Origin of the sequence: Marinobacter xestospongiae (assembly GCF_023156385.1) — a bacterium.
Classification (GTDB): Bacteria; Pseudomonadota; Gammaproteobacteria; order Pseudomonadales; family Oleiphilaceae; genus Marinobacter; species Marinobacter xestospongiae.
Window position 1 is genome coordinate 18,233 of record NZ_JAKZAK010000026.1, and the last position, 20,027, is coordinate 38,259.

General features: G+C 56.4%; 21 protein-coding genes. All 21 read right to left on the reverse strand.

Annotated features, from left to right (window positions below):
* Positions 1-2 precede the first annotated feature (2 nt).
* Positions 3-323 (reverse strand): 50S ribosomal protein L24, encoded by a 321-nt coding sequence (gene rplX, locus MLD24_RS17325; RefSeq protein ID WP_227172524.1) that lies wholly within the window; start codon positions 321-323, stop codon positions 3-5.
* A 16-nt stretch (positions 324-339) separates the two neighbouring features.
* A complete protein-coding gene (gene rplN / locus MLD24_RS17330) occupies positions 340-708 on the reverse strand; it encodes a 50S ribosomal protein L14 (protein ID WP_091814959.1) in 369 nt (122 codons plus the stop codon).
* A gap of 58 nt (positions 709-766) precedes the next feature.
* A complete protein-coding gene (gene rpsQ / locus MLD24_RS17335) occupies positions 767-1,033 on the reverse strand; it encodes a 30S ribosomal protein S17 (protein ID WP_227172525.1) in 267 nt (88 codons plus the stop codon).
* Position 1,034: 1 nt separating this feature from the next.
* Positions 1,035-1,226, reverse strand: a complete 192-nt coding sequence (gene rpmC / locus MLD24_RS17340; protein WP_227172526.1) for a 50S ribosomal protein L29 — start codon at positions 1,224-1,226, stop codon at positions 1,035-1,037.
* The gene (gene rplP / locus MLD24_RS17345) at positions 1,226-1,639 is read right to left on the reverse strand and encodes a 50S ribosomal protein L16 (RefSeq protein WP_131481880.1); all 414 of its coding nucleotides are present in this window, start codon (positions 1,637-1,639) and stop codon (positions 1,226-1,228) included. The genes rpmC and rplP overlap by 1 nt, the downstream gene beginning before the upstream one ends.
* A gap of 12 nt (positions 1,640-1,651) precedes the next feature.
* Positions 1,652-2,335: a 30S ribosomal protein S3 gene (gene rpsC, locus MLD24_RS17350; protein ID WP_227172527.1), complete on the reverse strand. Its 684-nt coding sequence runs from the start codon at positions 2,333-2,335 to the stop codon at positions 1,652-1,654.
* A gap of 11 nt (positions 2,336-2,346) precedes the next feature.
* Positions 2,347-2,679 carry a 50S ribosomal protein L22 gene (rplV, locus tag MLD24_RS17355; RefSeq protein ID WP_227172528.1) on the reverse strand — a complete coding sequence of 111 codons (333 nt, stop codon included), beginning with the start codon at positions 2,677-2,679 and terminating at the stop codon, positions 2,347-2,349.
* 17 nt (positions 2,680-2,696) lie between these two features.
* Positions 2,697-2,972 (reverse strand): 30S ribosomal protein S19, encoded by a 276-nt coding sequence (gene rpsS, locus MLD24_RS17360; protein WP_106763876.1) that lies wholly within the window; start codon positions 2,970-2,972, stop codon positions 2,697-2,699.
* A gap of 23 nt (positions 2,973-2,995) precedes the next feature.
* A complete protein-coding gene (rplB, locus tag MLD24_RS17365) occupies positions 2,996-3,823 on the reverse strand; it encodes a 50S ribosomal protein L2 (protein WP_227172529.1) in 828 nt (275 codons plus the stop codon).
* A gap of 17 nt (positions 3,824-3,840) precedes the next feature.
* Complete coding sequence (gene rplW, locus MLD24_RS17370) at positions 3,841-4,134, reverse strand: 50S ribosomal protein L23 (RefSeq protein WP_227172530.1); 294 nt, start codon at positions 4,132-4,134, stop codon at positions 3,841-3,843.
* On the reverse strand, positions 4,131-4,736 hold the full coding sequence (gene rplD, locus MLD24_RS17375; protein WP_227172531.1) for a 50S ribosomal protein L4: 606 nt from the start codon (positions 4,734-4,736) through the stop codon (positions 4,131-4,133). The genes rplW and rplD overlap by 4 nt, the downstream gene beginning before the upstream one ends.
* An 11-nt stretch (positions 4,737-4,747) precedes the next feature.
* Positions 4,748-5,386, reverse strand: a complete 639-nt coding sequence (rplC, locus tag MLD24_RS17380; RefSeq protein WP_227172532.1) for a 50S ribosomal protein L3 — start codon at positions 5,384-5,386, stop codon at positions 4,748-4,750.
* 76 nt (positions 5,387-5,462) lie between these two features.
* The gene (gene rpsJ / locus MLD24_RS17385; RefSeq protein ID WP_004580743.1) at positions 5,463-5,774 is read right to left on the reverse strand and encodes a 30S ribosomal protein S10; all 312 of its coding nucleotides are present in this window, start codon (positions 5,772-5,774) and stop codon (positions 5,463-5,465) included.
* 193 nt (positions 5,775-5,967) lie between these two features.
* On the reverse strand, positions 5,968-7,164 hold the full coding sequence (gene tuf, locus MLD24_RS17390; RefSeq protein WP_227172533.1) for an elongation factor Tu: 1,197 nt from the start codon (positions 7,162-7,164) through the stop codon (positions 5,968-5,970).
* Between the two features lie 34 nt (positions 7,165-7,198).
* Complete coding sequence (gene fusA, locus MLD24_RS17395; RefSeq protein ID WP_248168321.1) at positions 7,199-9,301, reverse strand: elongation factor G; 2,103 nt, start codon at positions 9,299-9,301, stop codon at positions 7,199-7,201.
* An 18-nt stretch (positions 9,302-9,319) separates the two neighbouring features.
* Entirely contained in the window at positions 9,320-9,790 is a 471-nt protein-coding gene (gene rpsG / locus MLD24_RS17400; RefSeq protein ID WP_227172535.1) for a 30S ribosomal protein S7, read from the reverse strand.
* Between the two features lie 128 nt (positions 9,791-9,918).
* Entirely contained in the window at positions 9,919-10,293 is a 375-nt protein-coding gene (gene rpsL, locus MLD24_RS17405; protein WP_008174844.1) for a 30S ribosomal protein S12, read from the reverse strand.
* 150 nt (positions 10,294-10,443) lie between these two features.
* Positions 10,444-14,652: a DNA-directed RNA polymerase subunit beta' gene (gene rpoC / locus MLD24_RS17410; protein WP_248168323.1), complete on the reverse strand. Its 4,209-nt coding sequence runs from the start codon at positions 14,650-14,652 to the stop codon at positions 10,444-10,446.
* Between the two features lie 75 nt (positions 14,653-14,727).
* The gene (gene rpoB, locus MLD24_RS17415; RefSeq protein ID WP_227172537.1) at positions 14,728-18,804 is read right to left on the reverse strand and encodes a DNA-directed RNA polymerase subunit beta; all 4,077 of its coding nucleotides are present in this window, start codon (positions 18,802-18,804) and stop codon (positions 14,728-14,730) included.
* 247 nt (positions 18,805-19,051) lie between these two features.
* The gene (gene rplL, locus MLD24_RS17420; protein ID WP_227172538.1) at positions 19,052-19,429 is read right to left on the reverse strand and encodes a 50S ribosomal protein L7/L12; all 378 of its coding nucleotides are present in this window, start codon (positions 19,427-19,429) and stop codon (positions 19,052-19,054) included.
* A 40-nt stretch (positions 19,430-19,469) separates the two neighbouring features.
* On the reverse strand, positions 19,470-20,000 hold the full coding sequence (gene rplJ / locus MLD24_RS17425) for a 50S ribosomal protein L10 (RefSeq protein ID WP_227172539.1): 531 nt from the start codon (positions 19,998-20,000) through the stop codon (positions 19,470-19,472).
* Positions 20,001-20,027: the final 27 nt, after the last annotated feature.

The following is a 20,027-nucleotide window of genomic DNA, read 5'->3' on the forward strand; positions in this document are numbered from 1 at the left end:
GCTTACTGGTTATCGACAGCTTCATTCGTGGACTTGAAGATCCGCACTTTTGCGCCGTCTTCCTTAACCTGGAAGCCTACGCGATCGGCTTTGCCGGTCTGCGGATTAAAAATAGCCACGTTGGAAGCCTGGATAGGTGCTTCTTTCTCGACGATGCCACCGGGGGTGCCGAGCATGGGGTTCGGCTTGGTGTGCTTCTTGATCATATTGATCCCAGAAACCACCAGACGGCCGTCGTCCTGAACTTTCAGGACTTTACCACGTTTGCCCTTGTCTTTTCCCGTGGTGACGATTACTTCGTCATCTCGTTTGATCTTTTTCATAACCGGCCTCTAGTCCTTACAGTACTTCGGGTGCCAGTGAAATAATTTTCATGAACTTTTCATTACGCAGTTCACGGGTAACCGGTCCGAAGATACGGGTACCGATGGGCGCGTCCTGATTGTTCAGAAGTACAGCCGCGTTTCCGTCAAAACGGATCAGCGAACCGTCGGGACGACGTACACCTTTACGGGTACGTACTACGACAGCGTTCAGGACCTGGCCTTTCTTCACTTTACCGCGGGGGATGGCTTCCTTAACGGTTACCTTGATGATATCCCCAACGCTGGCATAACGCCGATGTGAACCGCCCAGGACTTTGATGCACTGAACTTGACGTGCACCGCTGTTGTCCGCGACTTCAAGCATTGTTTGAGTCTGAATCATGGTTGTTCTCCAGCAGAAACCACTTTGCCGTTACGACAAGACTCACCGTCCGGGCGAGTTACACCTTGGATGCTTGCACAGTGACTTCTACCAGGGCCCAGCTCTTGTTCTTCGAGAGCGGACGAGTCTCCTGGATGGTTACGATGTCACCGATGTTGCATTGATTAGTTTCGTCGTGCGCTTGCACTTTGGTTGAACGCTTAACGTACTTGCCGTACAGCGGGTGCTTGACCCGACGCTCAACCATTACAACGATGGACTTGTCCATCTTGTTGCTCACGACCTTGCCGCTCAGGGTTCTGGCAGTTTTGGTAGCTTCGGTCATGTCACTGTCCCGCCTTTTCGTTCAACACTGTTTTAACGCGAGCGATGTCACGCTTAACCTTGGCGAGGAGATGAGACTGATTAAGCTGACCTGTCGCCTTGCGCATGCGCAGGTTGAACTGCTCTTTCAGCAGGTCGATCAGCTCGTTGTTCAGCTCCTCGACTGATTTTTCACGCAGCTCTGTTGCTTTCATCACATCACCGTCCTCGTTACAAAGGTGGTTGACACGGGCAGCTTCGCGGCGGCCAGAGTAAAGGCCTCACGCGCGACGTCCTCGGCAACACCTTCCATCTCGTACAGCATCTTGCCGGGCTGAATTTCAGCCACCCAGTACTCGACGGAACCCTTACCTTTACCCATACGTACTTCCAGCGGCTTGCCGGTGATCGGCTTGTCCGGGAAAACCCGGATCCAGATCTTACCGCCCCGCTTAATCCGACGAGTCATGGTCCGACGTGCCGCCTCAATCTGGCGAGCAGTTATACGGCCACGGCTGGTCGCTTTCAATCCGTACTCACCGAAGCTCACCTTGTTACCGCGCTGAGCGAGACCGGTGTTACGGCCTTTCATTACCTTGCGAAATTTGGTGCGTTTTGGCTGCAGCATACGAGTGCCCCTTTACTTAGAACCTTTCTTGCGAGAGGCATTCTTGTCAGCACGGACCTGCTCCATACCACCAAGAATCTCGCCCTTGAAGATCCATACCTTAACGCCGATAACGCCGTAGGTGGTATGCGCTTCGTAGGTTGCGTAATCAATGTCTGCACGCAGTGTGTGCAGCGGAACGCGACCTTCGCGATACCACTCGGAACGAGCGATTTCAGCACCCCCAAGACGGCCACCGACCTGAATCTTGATACCTTTTGCGCCTTGGCGCATTGCGTTCTGAACCGCACGCTTCATGGCGCGACGGAACATCACACGACGCTCCAGCTGACCAGCTACGTTCTGGGCAACCAGGCGGGCATCCAGATCCGGCTTACGGACCTCTTCGATGTTGATGTGCACGGGCACACCCATCATATCGCTGACTTCGCGACGCAGACGGTCAACATCTTCACCCTTCTTACCGATAACAATACCGGGACGGGCAGTATGGATCGTGATGCGGGCGTTCTGAGCCGGGCGCTCGATCACAATCTTGCTGACAGACGCCTTTACCAGACGCTTGTCGAGGAATTCGCGAACCTCAATGTCGTTCAGGAGGTTCTTTGCGTATTCCTGCTTTTCGGCATACCAGACTGAGTTGTGCTCTTTGATCACACCCAGGCGAATGCCGGTTGGATTTACTTTATGACCCATCTGAGCATCTCCTACTTGTCGGCGACCTTGACGGTGATATGGCAGGTGCGCTTGAAAATCCGGTCAGCGCGCCCCTTGGCTCGAGCTTTGATGCGCTTGAGCGTCGGACCTTCATCCACCATGATGGTGGAGACCCGCAGATCATCTACGTCCAGACCTTCGTTGTGCTCAGCGTTGGCAATCGCGGACTCAAGAGCTTTCTTGATAACCACGGCTGCTTTCTTCGGGCTGAAAGTCAGAATGTTCAGGGCGTCCTCAACAGCCTTGCCGCGTACCTGGTCAGCAACAAGACGAGCTTTCTGAGCAGAGAGGCGAGCGCCCTTGTACTTAGCCGCTACTTCCATTTCTATTCCCCTCACAATCAGCGTTTAGCTTTCTTGTCGGCTGCATGGCCGCGGTAGGTCCGCGTTGCCGCGAACTCACCCAGCTTATGACCGACCATGTCTTCGGTGACATAGACAGGCACGTGTTGCTTGCCGTTATGGACTGCAATGGTCAGGCCTACCATCTCCGGAAAGACTGTGGACCGGCGGGACCAGGTTTTGATCGGCCGCTTGTCGTTGCTTTCCAGAGCTGCCTCAACCTTCTTCAACAGATGCAGGTCTATAAAAGGACCTTTCTTCAAAGAACGTGGCACAGCATTTACCTCTATGTAGTCGTTTACTTGGCCGAACGACGACGTACGATCATCTTGTCAGTACGCTTGTTCTTACGAGTTTTATGCCCTTTGGTCGGAACACCCCAAGGAGTAACAGGGTGACGTCCACCAGAGGTACGCCCTTCACCACCACCATGCGGGTGGTCAACTGGGTTCATAGCAACACCACGTACTGTTGGCCGCTTGCCACGCCAACGTGATGCACCCGCTTTACCAAGCTGCTTGAGACTGTGTTCGCTGTTGGACACTTCACCCAACGTTGCACGACACTCAACAAGCACCTTACGCATTTCACCTGAACGCAGGCGGATGGTGGCGTATGCCCCCTCCCGAGCTACCAGCTGTACGGATGCGCCCGCAGAACGAGCCAGCTGGGCACCTTTGCCAGGCTTGAGTTCGACGCAGTGGATCACGGAACCGACCGGAATGTTCCGGATCGGCAGCGTGGAGCCCACCTTGATCGGCGCGTCGACGCCGGAGCGCACCTGATCGCCAGCTTTAACACCTTTGGGAGCGATGATGTAACGACGCTCGCCATCGGCGTACTTCAGCAGGGCGATGTGCGCGGAGCGGTTCGGATCGTATTCCAGGCGCTCAATAGTCGCCGGAATGCCATCTTTGGCCCGCTTGAAATCGATAACACGGTAGTGCTGCTTGTGACCACCACCAACGTGACGGGTTGTGATGCGACCATTATGGTTACGACCACCCGATTTGCTTTGCGATTCTACCAACGGTGCGTAAGGGCGCCCTTTGTACAGGTCCGGATTAGAGATCTTTACAACGTGGCGGCGGCCGGCAGATGTTGGCTTGGTTTTGACGATCGGCATATTACGACCCCTTTACCTTATTCCACATCCATAAAATCGATGTCCTGACCTTCCGCAAGCTTCACATAAGCCTTGCGAAGATCATTACGCTTGCCGAACCCACGGATAGTACGCTTGAGCTTACCCTTACGGTTCAGAACCTGAACACCTTCTACGGTAACGTTGAACAGCTGCTCAACGGCTTTCTTGATCTCAGGCTTGGTGGCATCAGGGGCAACACGAAATACCACCTGACCACGCTCAGCTGCCATGGAGGCCTTCTCTGATACGTGCGGCCCAAGCAGGACCTTATAAATACGTTCCTGATTCATCCCAGCATCTCCTCGATCTTCTTCAGAGCCGGAACGGTAACCACAACCTTCTCGAAGGCTACCAGGCTGACCGGGTCCAGGCCGGCAACGTCACGCACGTCAACGTGCGGAATGTTGCGGGAAGCCAGATGAAGGTTCTGTTCAACGGTCTCGGCCAGGATCAGGGCACTATCAACACCCAGGTCCTTGAGCTTTGCATTGAAGGCCTTGGTCTTGGGGGACTCGACGACAACGTCGTCGACCACAACCAGACGCTCCTGACGAACCAGCTCAGAGAAAATAGAGCGCAGGGCCGCACGGTACATCTTGCGGTTAACCTTCTGCTCGAAGTTCTGAGGCTTGGCAGCGAAGGTGGTGCCACCGGAGCGCCACAGCGGGCTACGGATGGTACCAGCACGGGCACGACCGGTGCCCTTCTGGCGCCACGGCTTCTTACCGCCACCGGACACTTCAGAGCGGGTCTTCTGGGCACGGGTGCCCTGACGACCGGCCGCCATGAATGCGGTAACGACCTGGTGAACCAGCGCTTCGTTAAAATCTTTGGCGAACGCGGAATCGGAAACCGAGATTCCCTTACCGCTACCTGTAATAGTCAATTCCATCGCACCGCTCCTCAGGCTTTAACTGCAGGCTTGATGACAACATCGCCACCGGTAGCGCCTGGAACAGCACCACGGATCAGCAGCAAGTTGCGCTCGGCATCGACACGGACAACCTGAAGGTTCTGCACAGTAACCTGAGCATTACCCATCTGACCGGCCATCTTCTTGCCCTTGAATACCTTGCCCGGGGTCTGGTTCTGACCAATGGAACCCGGTGCACGGTGAGACAGAGAGTTACCGTGAGTGGCATCCTGCATGGAGAAGTTCCAGCGCTTAACGCCGCCCTGGAAGCCTTTACCCTTGGAACGACCGATGGCGTCAACAACCTGGCCATCTTCAAACTGGGCAGCAGTAATCTCACCACCGGCAGCCAGGTCTTCGCCTTCACCGTCAGCCAGACGGAATTCCCACACGCCACGGCCGGCTTCAACGCCCGCCTTGGCAAAGTGGCCCGCTTCGGCCTTGGTCACACGAGAGGAACGACGCGCACCGACGGTTACCTGAACCGCACGATAGCCATCGCTTTCCAGAGTTTTGAGTTGGGTAATGCGGTTGGGCTCAACCTCAATTACCGTTACGGGCACAGACTGCCCGTCTTCCGTAAAAATACGGGTCATACCGGCCTTGCGACCGACAACACCAATTGCCATGTTTCACCTCTTAAGTGTACGGGGCTCTCACCCTCTATGGCCGTACGACAGTTACACAGACTAATACCGGGCGGTATTAGCCGAGGCTGATCTGAACGTCTACACCTGCTGCCAGGTCCAGTTTCATCAGAGCATCCACTGTCTTCTCCGTCGGCTCAACAATGTCGAGCAGACGCTTGTGGGTACGAATCTCGTACTGATCACGCGCGTCTTTGTTGACGTGCGGGGAGATCAGGACGGTGTACTTTTCCTTCCGCGTCGGCAGAGGAATAGGGCCACGCACTTGAGCGCCGGTCCGCTTGGCGGTATCGACAATCTCCTGCGTGGACTGGTCGATCAGGCGGTAATCAAACGCCTTCAACCGGATTCTGATTTTTTGGCTTTGCATGATGCACCAAACTCCACTCGTAGCAGCTACTTTTAGCCGACCTTCAAAAAAAGGAGCCGCATTGTATGCATATTACCCAGCCATGTCAAGCAAGGAGAATTTCCCCCTGGTCAACTGCCGGGATACGGAATCTCGGGATAGAAAAAGGGGGCTGCATCAGCAGCCCCCTTCCCGAAATCATTCGAGTATCAAATTACTCGACGATTTTGGCAACAACGCCGGCACCAACGGTACGGCCGCCTTCACGGATGGCGAAGCGCAGACCTTCTTCCATCGCGATCGGAGCGATCAGAGTAACGTCCATCTTGACGTTATCACCCGGCATTACCATTTCAACGCCTTCCGGCAGCTCACAGGAACCGGTCACGTCAGTGGTCCGAAAGTAGAACTGCGGACGGTAGCCCTTGAAGAACGGAGTGTGACGACCACCCTCGTCCTTGCTCAGAACGTACACTTCGCACTCGAACTTGGTGTGCGGGTTGATGGAACCCGGCACCGCCAGAACCTGACCACGCTCAACGTCGTCACGCTTGGTACCACGCAGCAGAACACCAACGTTCTCACCGGCACGGCCTTCGTCCAGCAGCTTGCGGAACATCTCAACACCAGTACAGGTGGTCTTGGTGGTCTCGCGGATACCCACGATTTCCACTTCGTCACCAACCTTGATGATGCCACGCTCAACACGACCGGTTACCACAGTACCACGACCGGAGATGGAGAAGACGTCCTCGATCGGCATCAGGAACGGCTGATCGATCGCACGCTCCGGCTCAGGAATGTAGTCATCCAGAGCTTCTACCAGCTTCTTAACAGCGGTAGTACCCATCTCGTTGTCGTCTTTGCCTTCCAGCGCCATCAGCGCGGAACCGGTGATGATCGGAGTGTCGTCACCCGGGAAGTCGTACTGGCTCAGCAGATCACGAACTTCCATCTCAACCAGTTCCAGCAGCTCTTCGTCGTCGACCATGTCGGCCTTGTTCAGGAACACGACGATGTACGGAACACCAACCTGACGGGACAGCAGGATGTGCTCACGAGTCTGCGGCATGGGGCCGTCAGCTGCGGAGCAAACCAGGATCGCACCGTCCATCTGGGCAGCACCGGTGATCATGTTCTTCACATAGTCGGCGTGGCCCGGGCAGTCAACGTGTGCGTAGTGACGGATCGGAGAATCGTACTCAACGTGAGAAGTCGCGATGGTGATACCACGCGCCTTTTCTTCCGGAGCGTTATCGATCTGGTCGAACGCACTGGCAGTACCGGTACCCCAAACTTCGTGACACACACGAGTCAGAGCAGCTGTCAGAGTGGTTTTACCATGGTCAACGTGACCGATAGTGCCGACGTTGACGTGTGGTTTACTACGTTCAAATTTTTCTTTAGACACGGTTACACCTCTTCCTGTTTCTTAAGTCCGGGTATCAACCCTTTTTAATGATTGCGTCGGCAATGTTCGAAGGCGCCTCCGAGTAACCGGAGAACTCCATGGAGTAAGACGCCCGACCCTGCGTTGCGGAACGCAGATCGGTGGCGTAACCGAACATCTCCGCCAGCGGAACCTCAGCCCGGATAAGCTTACCGGAGGGGTTCTCATCCATACCCTGAATCACGCCACGACGACGGTTCAGGTCACCAACGACGTCACCCATATAATCTTCCGGGGTAACGACCTCGACTTTCATGATCGGCTCAAGCAGTGCCGGGCTGGCTTCCAGAGCACCCTGCTTCATGGCCATGGAACCTGCGATCTTGAACGCCATTTCGTTGGAGTCCACATCGTGGTAGGAGCCATCGTACAGAGTGGCCTTGATACCAAGCAGCGGATAGCCGGCCAGACAGCCGTTCTGCATCTGCTCCTCGATACCCTGCTGGACCGCCGGGATGTATTCCTTCGGAACCACACCACCAACGATCTCATTCACGAAGATGAAGTTCTCGGTATCGTCATCCAGCGGCAGCGGCTCAAGCTTGACCTTGACGTGACCGTACTGACCACGACCACCGGACTGACGAACAAACTTACCTTCAACGTCGGCCGGCTTGCGGATGCACTCACGATAGGCCACCTGCGGCTTACCAATATTGGCCTCAACCTTGAACTCACGACGCATACGGTCGACGATAATGTCCAGGTGAAGCTCACCCATACCGGAGATGATGGTCTGACCGGATTCTTCGTCAGTGCGAACACGGAAAGACGGATCTTCCTGAGCCAGCTTGCCAAGCGCAATACCCATCTTCTCCTGATCGGCCTTGGACTTCGGCTCAACTGCCACAGAGATAACCGGCTCGGGAAACTCCATACGCTCAAGAATAATCTTGGCATTTTCGTCGCACAGCGTATCACCGGTGGTGACATTCTTAAGTCCAATTGCGGCAGCGATATCGCCAGCAAGAACTTCTTTGATCTCCTCTCGATCGTTGGCGTGCATTTGCACCATACGACCGATACGCTCTTTTTTACCCTTCACAGAGTTAAAGACCGCGTTACCGGACTCCATCTTGCCGGAGTAAACCCGGAAGAACGTCAGAGTACCCACAAATGGGTCAGTAGCAATTTTGAAGGCCAGAGCTGCAAATGGAGCGTCATCATCAACAGGACGAGTCTCTTCCGTACCGTCCTCATCAACCTCACCGCGAATCGCCTTAACCTCATCAGGAGCCGGCAGAAACTCAACAACTGCATCCAGAACCGCCTGAACGCCCTTGTTCTTGAACGCCGAACCACAGGTTGCCAGAACGATTTCATTGGCCAGGGTACGCTGACGCAGAGCCTGTTTGACCTCGTCGTTGGTGAGCTCACCGCCTTCGAGGTACTTTTCCATCAGCTCTTCGCTGGCTTCGGCTGCTGCCTCAACCATTTGCTCACGGTAGGAGTCGCACTCATCCTGCATTTCGGCAGGAATGTCCTTCTCCTCGTAAGTCATACCGGCGTCATCTTCATTCCAGTAGATGGCCTTCATGCGGATCAGATCCACAACGCCCTGGAACTCGTCTTCGGCACCGATCGGCAACTGAATGGGTACTGGCGTCGCACCCAGACGGTTCTTGATCTGGTCAACAACGCGCAGGAAGTTGGCCCCGGCACGGTCCATCTTGTTGACAAAAACCATCCGCGGGACTTCGTACTTGTTAGCCTGACGCCATACCGTTTCAGACTGCGGCTCAACACCGGAGGATGCGCAGAAGACAACCACAGCGCCATCCAACACCCGCAGAGAGCGCTCAACCTCAATCGTGAAGTCAACGTGCCCAGGGGTGTCGATGATGTTTACCCGGTGCTTCTCGAACTGCTTGTCCATGCCCTGCCAGAACGTAGTCACGGCTGCGGAGGTAATGGTAATACCACGCTCCTGCTCCTGGGCCATCCAGTCAGTTGTTGACGCACCGTCATGGGTTTCACCCATTTTATGGCTACGGCCGGTATAGTACAGAATCCGCTCGGTGGTCGTGGTTTTACCCGCATCTACGTGCGCGCAAATCCCGATATTTCTATAGCGCTTGATAGGAGTCGTACGTGCCACTGTATGAACCTCAAATAATTAGAAACGGAAGTGGGAGAAAGCCTTGTTGGCTTCTGCCATGCGGTGAACGTCTTCACGCTTCTTAACGGCGGCGCCCTTGCTCTCTACGGCGTCCAGGATTTCACCTGCCAGACGCTGAGCCATGGACTTCTCACCACGCTTCCGTGAGAATTCAACGAGCCAGCGCATGGCCAGCGCGTTCTGACGGGAAGGCCGTACTTCTACCGGCACCTGGTAGGTAGCACCACCCACACGACGGGACTTAACCTCAACCATCGGCTGGATGTTTTCCAGGGCCTTCTCGAACATGTCGATCGGCTCTTCCTTGGACTTGTCGGCAACAATATCAAGCGCGCCATAAACAATGCGCTCAGCCACAGACTTCTTGCCAGACTCCATCACGTGGTTGATGAACTTGGCCAGACGCTGGCTACCGAACTTGGGATCCGGGATGATTTCCCGTTTAGCTGCAACTCTTCTTCTAGGCATCGATAAGCCCTCAATAAACAAAAGGTCTTCAGGAACCCCTGAGATAGCAGATGCTACTCAGCCTTACTCTTACCGTTTCACATATCACCATCAGACATGGCAACGATAAAAGACACCCGCGAGGGATATCAGGACTTGGGTCGTTTAGCACCGTACTTGGAGCGGCCCTGCTTACGGTTCTGTACACCCTGGGTGTCCAGTGTTCCGCGAACAGTGTGATAGCGCACACCCGGAAGGTCTTTTACTCGACCGCCACGGATCAGTACAACGCTGTGCTCCTGAAGGTTGTGACCTTCACCACCAATGTAAGAGGAAACCTCGTAGCCGTTGGTCAGACGAACACGGCACACTTTACGGAGTGCTGAGTTCGGCTTCTTTGGCGTGGTGGTGTAGACACGGGTGCATACGCCACGACGCTGCGGGCAAGCCTGCAGGGCCGGAACGTCACTCTTGGCCACCTTGCGTTTACGAGGCTTACGTACCAACTGGTTAATCGTTGCCATGTAAGCAAACTCCAATAAACCTAATCAATGAAACTTACCCCCGAGCGAGCGGGGGTAAAATTAAGGGACGCAAGTGTAAGCCTGCGCCCCAGGTCAGTCAAGAAGACTGATTCCTTTTTGACCAACTACCGGATCCGTAGATTCCGGCAGTTAGCGGTTGAGCTCTGCACTCAGCGCTTCAACCACGTCCTCGGCAGTTACGCCCTGCTCTTCCAGGTCACGCTTGCGACGACGCTCATTGTGGTAGGCCAGGCCAGTACCGGCCGGGATCAGACGACCCACTACCACGTTTTCCTTCAGGCCGCGCAGGTAATCACGCTTGCCAGTCACCGCACCTTCGGTCAGTACCCGGGTGGTTTCCTGGAACGACGCTGCAGAGATAAAGGACTCGGTCGCCAGCGATGCCTTGGTGATACCCAGCAGCAGACGCTCGCACTTCGCCGGTTCCTTGTCCTCAGCCTCGGCCTTGTCATTGGCTTCGATAAACTGGTTGTACTCCACCTGATCGCCGGACAGCAGCTCGGTATCGCCCGGGCTGGTGATCTCGACCTTGCGTAGCATCTGGCGGACGATAACCTCAATGTGTTTATCGTTGATGACAACACCCTGCAGACGGTAAACGTCCTGGATCTCGTTGGTGATGTACTTCGCCAGCTCCACCACACCCAGCAGTCGCAGGATGTCATGGGGGTTGGACGGACCATCAGAGATCACCTCACCCTTCTCAACGGTCTCACCTTCGAACACGTTGAGCTGGCGCCATTTTGGAATCAGCACCTCATACGGGTCGCCATCCTTCGGCGTGATCACCAGACGCTTCTTACCTTTGGTCTCCTTGCCGAATGACACCATACCGGTGATCTCGGCCAGGATGGACGGCTCCTTCGGACGACGAGCCTCGAACAGATCGGCAACCCGTGGCAGACCACCGGTGATGTCCCGGGTCTTCGAGCTTTCCTGCGGAATACGCGCAACCACGTCACCCAGCTCGACCTTACCGCCGTCACTGAGGGTGATCAGGGCGTTGGCCGGCAGGAAGTACTGGGCCGGACTTCCGCCTGGCAGCACCACTTCTTCGCCATTTTCGTCAAGCACCTGCACCATCGGACGAATGTCCTTACCCGCCGCAGGACGCTCCTTCGGATCGATCACCTGAACGGTGGACAGGCCAGTCAGCTCGTCGGTCTGGGTGCGGACAGTAATGCCCTGGTCCATGCCAACAAACTTCGCAGTACCCGCACCCTCGGCGATGATCGGGTGAGTGTGGGGATCCCACTTCGCCACCACGACGCCGGCGTCGACTGCATCGCCATGCTTGACGGACAGCACCGCACCGTACGGAAGCTTGTACCACTCACGCTCACGGCCCTGCTCATCAGCAACCGCCAGCGCGGAGGAACGGGAAACCACAACCAGGCTGCCGTCGTTCTTCTCGATCGACTTCAGGTTATGCAGGCGAACGGTACCACCGTGCTTGACCTGAATGTTGTCTACCGCTGAAGCCCGGCTCGCCGCACCACCGATGTGGAAGGTACGCATGGTGAGCTGGGTACCCGGCTCACCGATGGACTGGGCAGCAATAACACCGACCGCCTCACCAACGTTGACCAAGTGGCCACGGGCCAGATCGCGGCCGTAGCACTGGGAACAGACACCGTGCTTGGTGTCACAGGTGATCGCTGAGCGAACCCAGATCTCATCCACACCCGCGCGCTCGACCATTTCGATGGTCTTCTCATCCAGCAGGGTGCCAGCCGGTACCACCGCGTTCTCTTTGTCGGTTGGCGTGAACACGTCACGCGCAGTAACCCGACCCAGCACCCGGTCGCCCAGAGGCACAACCACGTCGCCGCCTTCAATGTGCGGCGTCATCAGCAGACCTTCTTCGGTACCACAATCGTTCTCGGTAACAACCAAATCCTGGGATACGTCTACCAGACGACGGGTCAGATAACCGGAGTTCGCCGTCTTCAGTGCGGTATCCGCCAGACCCTTACGGGCACCGTGAGTGGAGATGAAGTACTGCAGTACGTTCAGACCTTCACGGAAGTTCGCGGTGATCGGCGTCTCGATGATGGAGCCATCCGGCTTGGCCATCAGGCCCCGCATCCCCGCCAGCTGACGGATCTGCGCCGCAGAGCCCCGGGCGCCGGAGTCGGCCATCATGTAAACCGAGTTGAAGGACTCCTGAGTCACTTCCTCGCCGTTTTCGTCGACAACAACCTCACCATCTGGACCGAACACCGGCTCTTTCGCCAGGCGCTCCATCATTGCCTTCGACACCTTGTCGTTGGCGCGGGACCAGATATCGATCACCTTGTTGTACTTCTCGCCCTGGGTCAGCAGACCGGACGCGTACTGGGACTCGATTTCCTTAACTTCGCCTTCCGCAGCCTCGACCATTTCGTATTTCTCGGGCGGAATTTCGAAGTCGTTAACACCAATGGAGGTGCCGGACACGGTGGCGTAGTGGAAACCGGTGTACATCAGCTGATCCGCAAAGATGACCGATTCCTTCAGACCCACGGTGCGGTAGCAGACGTTGATCAGGTTGGAGATCGCCTTCTTCACCATCGGCTTGTTGACGATCTCAAACGGCATACCGTCAGGCACGATATCAAACAGCAGCGCACGACCAACGGTGGTTTCCACCAGATTGCTGGACTCGGTGCTCTCACCTTCTTCGCTGACGCTGACTTCGCGGATACGAACCTTGATTCTGGCCTGCAGATCGACTTTCTTGGCACCGTAGGCGCGGTGAACTTCCTTGGTGTCGGCAAAGACCATGCCTTCACCCAGAGCGTTCTTGCGCTCACGGGTCATGTAGTACAGCCCCAGAACCACGTCCTGGGAAGGCACGATGATCGGCTCGCCGTTAGCCGGCGACAGCACGTTGTTGGTGGACATCATCAGTGCCCGCGCTTCGAGCTGAGCTTCCAGGGTCAGCGGTACGTGTACCGCCATCTGGTCACCGTCGAAGTCGGCGTTGTAGGCCGCACAGACCAGCGGGTGCAGCTGGATGGCCTTACCTTCGATCAGTACCGGCTCGAACGCCTGGATACCCAGACGGTGCAGGGTCGGCGCCCGGTTCAGCATGATCGGATGCTCGCGGATAACCTCATCGAGGATATCCCAAACCACCGCCTCTTCGCGCTCGACCATCTTCTTGGCCGCCTTGATGGTGGTGGCTAGGCCACGATGCTCAAGCTTGGCAAAGATGAACGGTTTGAACAGCTCCAGCGCCATCTTCTTCGGCAGACCACACTGGTGCAGACGAAGATAAGGACCAACCACGATGACCGAACGGCCAGAGTAATCCACCCGCTTACCCAGCAGGTTCTGACGGAAACGACCCTGTTTACCCTTGATCATGTCAGCCAGGGATTTCAGCGGGCGCTTGTTGGTGCCAGTGATGGCCCGACCGCGACGACCGTTATCCAGCAGGGCGTCGACCGCTTCCTGCAGCATCCGCTTTTCGTTGCGCACGATGATGTCCGGTGCGTTCAGCTCCAGCAGGCGCTTGAGACGGTTGTTCCGGTTGATCACCCGACGATACAGATCGTTCAGGTCGGAGGTGGCGAAGCGGCCACCGTCCAGCGGAACCAGCGGACGCAGATCCGGCGGCAGTACCGGCAGCACGGTCATGATCATGTCGCCAGGGCGGTTGCCGGAGTTGGCAAAGGCCTCGAGGATTTTCAGCCGCTTGCTGAACTTCTTGATCTTGGTCTCAGAATTGGTCTGCGGAATCTCTTCCCGCAGGGTCTCAATTTCGGCGTTCAGATCAATGTCTTCCAGCAGGGCCTTGACGGCCTCGGCACCCATGCGGGCATCGAATTCGTCACCGAACTCTTCCAATGCCTCGAAGTACTGCTCATCGTTCAGCAGCTGGCCACGCTCCAGCGTGGTCATGCCGGGATCGATCACGATGAACGATTCGAAGTACAGGACCCGCTCGATGTCCCGCAGGGTCATGTCCAGCATCAAGCCGATACGGGACGGCAGTGACTTCAGGAACCAGATGTGGGCAACCGGGCTGGCCAGCTCGATGTGGCCCATCCGCTCACGGCGAACATTGGCCAGAGCGACTTCAACGCCGCACTTTTCACAGATCACACCCCGATGCTTCAGGCGCTTGTACTTACCGCACAGGCACTCGTAGTCCTTGATCGGGCCAAAAATCTTGGCGCAGAACAGACCGTCACGCTCCGGCTTGAAGGTACGGTAGTTAATGGTTTCAGGCTTTTTAACCTCACCAAAAGACCAGGAACGGATCATGTCCGGCGATGCCAGGCCAATACGGATGGCATCAAATTCCTGCTTTTGGTTCTGGTTCTTGAGAAGATTCAGCAAATCTTTCATCAGTAACAGCTCCGGATGGCGTTAATCTCGGGCGGGCACCGACGGTGCCCGCTCACGCTGCCAAAACAATTCGGCTCAGTCGGATTCCAACTCGATGTCGATACCCAGCGAGCGGATTTCCTTGACAAGAACATTGAAGGACTCGGGCATGCCCGGTTCCATACGATGGTCGCCATCCACGATGTTCTTGTACATCTTGGTCCGACCGTTCACATCATCAGATTTGACGGTAAGCATTTCCTGCAGGGTGTAGGCGGCACCGTATGCTTCCAGTGCCCACACTTCCATCTCCCCGAAGCGCTGACCACCAAACTGCGCCTTACCACCCAGCGGCTGCTGGGTCACCAGGCTGTAGGAGCCGGTGGAACGGGCGTGCATCTTGTCATCGATGAGGTGGTTGAGCTTGAGCATGTACATGTAGCCAACAGTCACCGGGCGGTCGAACTGATCGCCGGTGCGGCCATCGTACAGCGTTACCTGACCGCTGGTGTCCATGTCCGCCAGCTCAAGCATACGCTTGACCTCAGCTTCCTTGGCACCATCGAACACGGCCGTTGCCATCGGCACACCGCCACGCAGGTTGTCCGCCAGCTCCAGGATCTCGGAATCGCTGAGGCTCTCAAGCTGAACCGCAGACACCTCGTCACTGTGATTATAGATCTCAGCCAGCAGTTCGCGAATTTCGGCGACCTTGCGCTGTGCTTCCAGCATCGCGTTGATCTTGACGCCCAGGCCCTTGGCGGCAGCGCCCAGGTGAGTTTCCAGCACCTGACCAACGTTCATCCGGGAAGGAACACCCAGCGGGTTGAGCACCACATCGACCGGGTTGCCCAGCTCATCGTACGGCATGTCCTCGATCGGCATGACCGCGGAGATAACACCCTTGTTACCGTGACGACCCGCCATCTTGTCACCCGGCTGGATGCGACGCTTGATGGCCAGGTAGACCTTGACGATCTTCAGTACGCCCGGCGCCAGGTCATCGCCCTGCTGGAGCTTGCGCTTCTTGTCTTCAAAACGCTGCTCGTGCTCCTTCTTGCGGTCTTCCAGGCTCTGCTCGGATTTCTCCAGCAGTTCGTTCAGCGGCTCGTCTTTCAGACGCAGCTTGAACCAGTCATCCCGCGGCAGCTCGGCCAGATAGCTCTCTTCCAGCGTGGCGCCTTTCTTCAGGCCCGGACCACTGAGGATCTCCTGACCCTTGAGGGCGTTCATCAGACGCTCGTAAGTGGCACCTTCAACAATGCGGTACTCGTCTTTCAGGTCCTTGCGGTACTTGTCCAGCTGCTCTTTCTCGATGGACTGGGCACGCTGGTCCTTCTCGATACCATCACGGGTAAAGACCTGGACGTCGATGACGGTACCCCGGGTACCGGTCGATACCCGCGCGGAGGTGTCCTTCACATCCGAGGCTTTCTCACCGAAGATCGCACGCAGCAGCTTCTCTTCCGGCGTCAGCTGGGTCTCACCCTTCGGCGTCACTTTACCCACCAGGATGTCACCCGGGCCGACTTCGGCGCCGATGTAGACAATGCCGGATTCATCCAGCTTGGACAGGGCACTCTCACCCACGTTCGGAATATCAGCGGTGATTTCCTCACTGCCCAGCTTGGTGTCACGGGCCACACAGGTCAGTTCCTGAATGTGGATCGTGGTAAAGCGGTCTTCCTGCACAACTTTCTCGGAGACCAGGATGGAATCCTCAAAGTTGTAACCGTTCCAAGGCATGAACGCGATGCGCATGTTCTGACCCAGGGCCAGTTCGCCCAGATCCACAGACGGACCGTCGGCGAGCACGTCACCGCGGGCAATCTCATCGCCCTGCTTCACGATGGAACGCTGGTTGATGCAGGTGTTCTGGTTGGAGCGGGTGTACTTGGTGAGGTTGTAAATATCCACACCAGCGTCACCGGCTTCGGTCTCGGCGTCATTGACACGCACCACGATACGAGCCGCATCAACGCTCTCGATCACACCGCCACGACGGGCGGTCACACAGACACCGGAGTCCTGCGCCACAATACGCTCAATGCCGGTACCAACCAGCGGCTTGTCGGCGCGCAGGGTGGGCACAGCCTGACGCTGCATGTTCGCACCCATCAGGGCGCGGTTGGCATCATCGTGCTCCAGGAACGGAATCAGTGAGGCCGCAACCGAAACAACCTGACGCGGAGAAACGTCCATGAAGGTAACGTTTTCCGGCGGCGTCACGGTGAATTCGTTGAGGTGACGAACCGTAACCAGCTCATCCGCCAGGCGACCATTCTCATCCACCGCGGCACTGGCCTGGGCGATGACGTAGTTGCTTTCCTCAATGGCCGACAGATAGGCGATCTCATCGGTTACCTGGCCATCAACCACTTTGCGGTACGGACTCTCCAGGAAACCGTAGGAGTTGGTCCGGGAGTAGGTTGCCAGCGAGTTGATCAGACCGATGTTCGGCCCTTCCGGCGTCTCGATTGGACAGACCCGACCGTAATGGGTCGGATGCACGTCCCGCACCTCAAAGCCGGCACGCTCACGAGTCAGACCACCCGGCCCAAGAGCAGACACACGACGCTTGTGAGTAACCTCGGACAGCGGGTTGTTCTGGTCCATGAACTGGGACAGCTGACTGGAGCCGAAGAACTCTTTAACGGCAGCCGCAACCGGCTTGGCGTTGATCAGGTCCTGCGGCATCAGGCCTTCGCTTTCGGCCAGGCTCAGACGCTCACGTACTGCACGCTCAACCCGTACCAGGCCAACACGGAACTGGTTTTCGGCCATCTCGCCCACAGAGCGGATACGGCGGTTGCCCAGGTTATCGATATCGTCGACGTTACCCTGACCGTTACGGATGTTGATCAGAGTCTTGAGGACATCGATGATGTCTTCGTTGGTCAGCGTGCCCGGACCGGTGCTCTCCTCACGACCCAGACGACGGTTGAGCTTCATGCGGCCCACACCAGACAGGTCGTAACGCTCGTCGGAGAAGAACAGATTGGTAAACAGATTTTCAGCCGACTCTTTGGTAGGCGGCTCACCCGGGCGCATCATGCGATAGATTTCTACCAGCGCCTCAAGCGGCGAGCGGGTAGGATCAATGCGCAGGGTGTCAGACATGAACGGACCGCAGTCCAGATCATTGGTGTACAGGGTCTCAAGCTCGGTGATACCGGCGTCCAGCAGCTTGGTGAGGACGTCTTCAGTAATTTCGGTATTGCACTCAACCAGAACCTCACCGCTCTTGGTATCGACCATGTCACGCGCGATGACGCGACCATAGAGATACTCGGACGGCACTTCCAGTTCAGTGATGCCGGCTTTCTCGAGCTGACGGATATGCCGCGCGGTAACCCGGCGGCCTTCCTCAACAATGACTTCACCTTCATTGTCTTTGATGTCAAAGGTGGCGATGTCACCACGCAGACGGCTCGGCACCAGCTCCAGCTTGCTGACGGTTTCGCCAATCGTAAACTTGGACGTCTCGAAGAACATCTCCAGCATCTGCTCTGACGTGTAACCGATGGCACGCAGCAGAATGGAGGCAGGCAGCTTCCGGCGACGGTCGATCCGTACGAACACGGAATCCTTGGGATCGAACTCGAAGTCCAACCAGGAACCACGGTAAGGAATCACCCGCGCGGAGTAGAGCAGCTTGCCGGAAGAGTGGGTCTTACCCTTGTCATGATCAAAGAACACACCCGGGGAACGGTGCAGCTGGGAGACAATCACCCGCTCGGTACCGTTGACAATAAAGGTACCGTTCTCTGTCATCAGGGGCATTTCGCCCATGTAGACTTCCTGTTCCTTGATGTCCTTGATCGCCTTGTTGGACGATTCCTTGTCATAAATGATCAAGCGGACTTTCACCCGCAACGGCGCTGCGTAGGTCACACCCCGAAGCTGGCATTCCTTGACGTCGAACACCGGCTCGCCAATGCGATAACTCACGTATTCGAGCGCCGCGTTGCCAGAATAACTGGCAATCGGGAATACGGATTTGAACGCTGCGTGCAGGCCAGTTTCCTGGCGCGCTTCCGCAGCCGCTTCCATTTGCAGGAAGTCCCGATATGAATCCAGCTGAATAGACAGCAAATAGGGGACATCCATCACGGAAGGCAATTTACTAAAGTCTTTGCGAATCCGCTTTTTCTCAGTGTAGGAGTAAGTCATCTGCATTCCCCAGCTTTAGACCTGATACCTGGTATCAAGAAGCAACCATTGTTTTGCTTCGGGGCCGAGTTGCTCGGCATACTGCGCCGTCTTGAACAAGACTCTGGCTGTAGGTTGTTAGGGACACGAGGGCCCTCAAACCAATTCCGCTGCAACGCTGTATAGCATATACAACAGAAAAAGGCCGGCGGCCCAGGGCCGCCAGCCCGTCCATGCTTATCGCACGGTAGCGTTCAGAAACCCGCTATTACTTGAGCTCAACGGAAGCGCCTGCTTCCTCAAGCTTCTTCTTGGCTTCTTCAGCTTCGTCTTTAGCAGCAGCTTCCTTGATGGTGGAAGGTGCGCCGTCGACCATTTCCTTAGCTTCTTTCAGACCCAGACCGGTCAGCTCACGAACGGCCTTGATGACGTTTACTTTCTTCTCACCAGCACCGGTCAGAACCACGTCGAACTCGGTCTTTTCTTCAGCGGCAGCAGCATCGCCACCGGCAGCAGCCGGAGCAGCGGCAACAGCAGCTTCAGCGGAAACGCCGAACTTCTCTTCCATTGCTTCAACGAGTTCAACAACGTCCATTACGCTCATTTCAGCAATTGCATTCAGAATATCGTCTTTTGACAGAGCCATGACTTTCTCCAATGTAAAATGTGTAGGGTGTTCAACAGAATCAAGCTGCGTCGCGCTTCTCGTCGCGGACTGCAGCGATCACACGCGTAATCCTGCCCGGAATATCGTTCAGGCTGCGTGCGAGCTTGGTAATCGGTGCCTGTGTAACCACGGCCAGCTTGGTCAACGCCTCGTGGAGGGTTGGCAGCTTCGCTAGGCGATCGATCTGCTCCGCGCCCATCAGCTCACCGCCGACGGCCAGGGCCTTGATCTCAAACGCCTCGTTTTCTTTGGCAAAATCCTTCAACAGGCGCGCTGCGGCACCCGGATCTTCCATAGAAAACGCCAGAATAGTCGGACCTACCAGAGCTTCGTCGATGCACTCGAACTCAGTGCCGCGAATCGCAATCTTCGCCAGGTTGTTACGAACAACCTTCAGATTGACGTTTTCGGCACGAGCCTTGGCACGAAGCGCCGTCATGTCACCGGAAGTGACACCACGGTAGTCGGCCAGAACCACAGACAGAGCATTACCAGCAGTCTCGTTGACTTCAGCGACGATCGCCTTCTTGTCTTCGAGTCTAATTGCCACTGGATTTCTCCTTGATTTCGCCAGTCG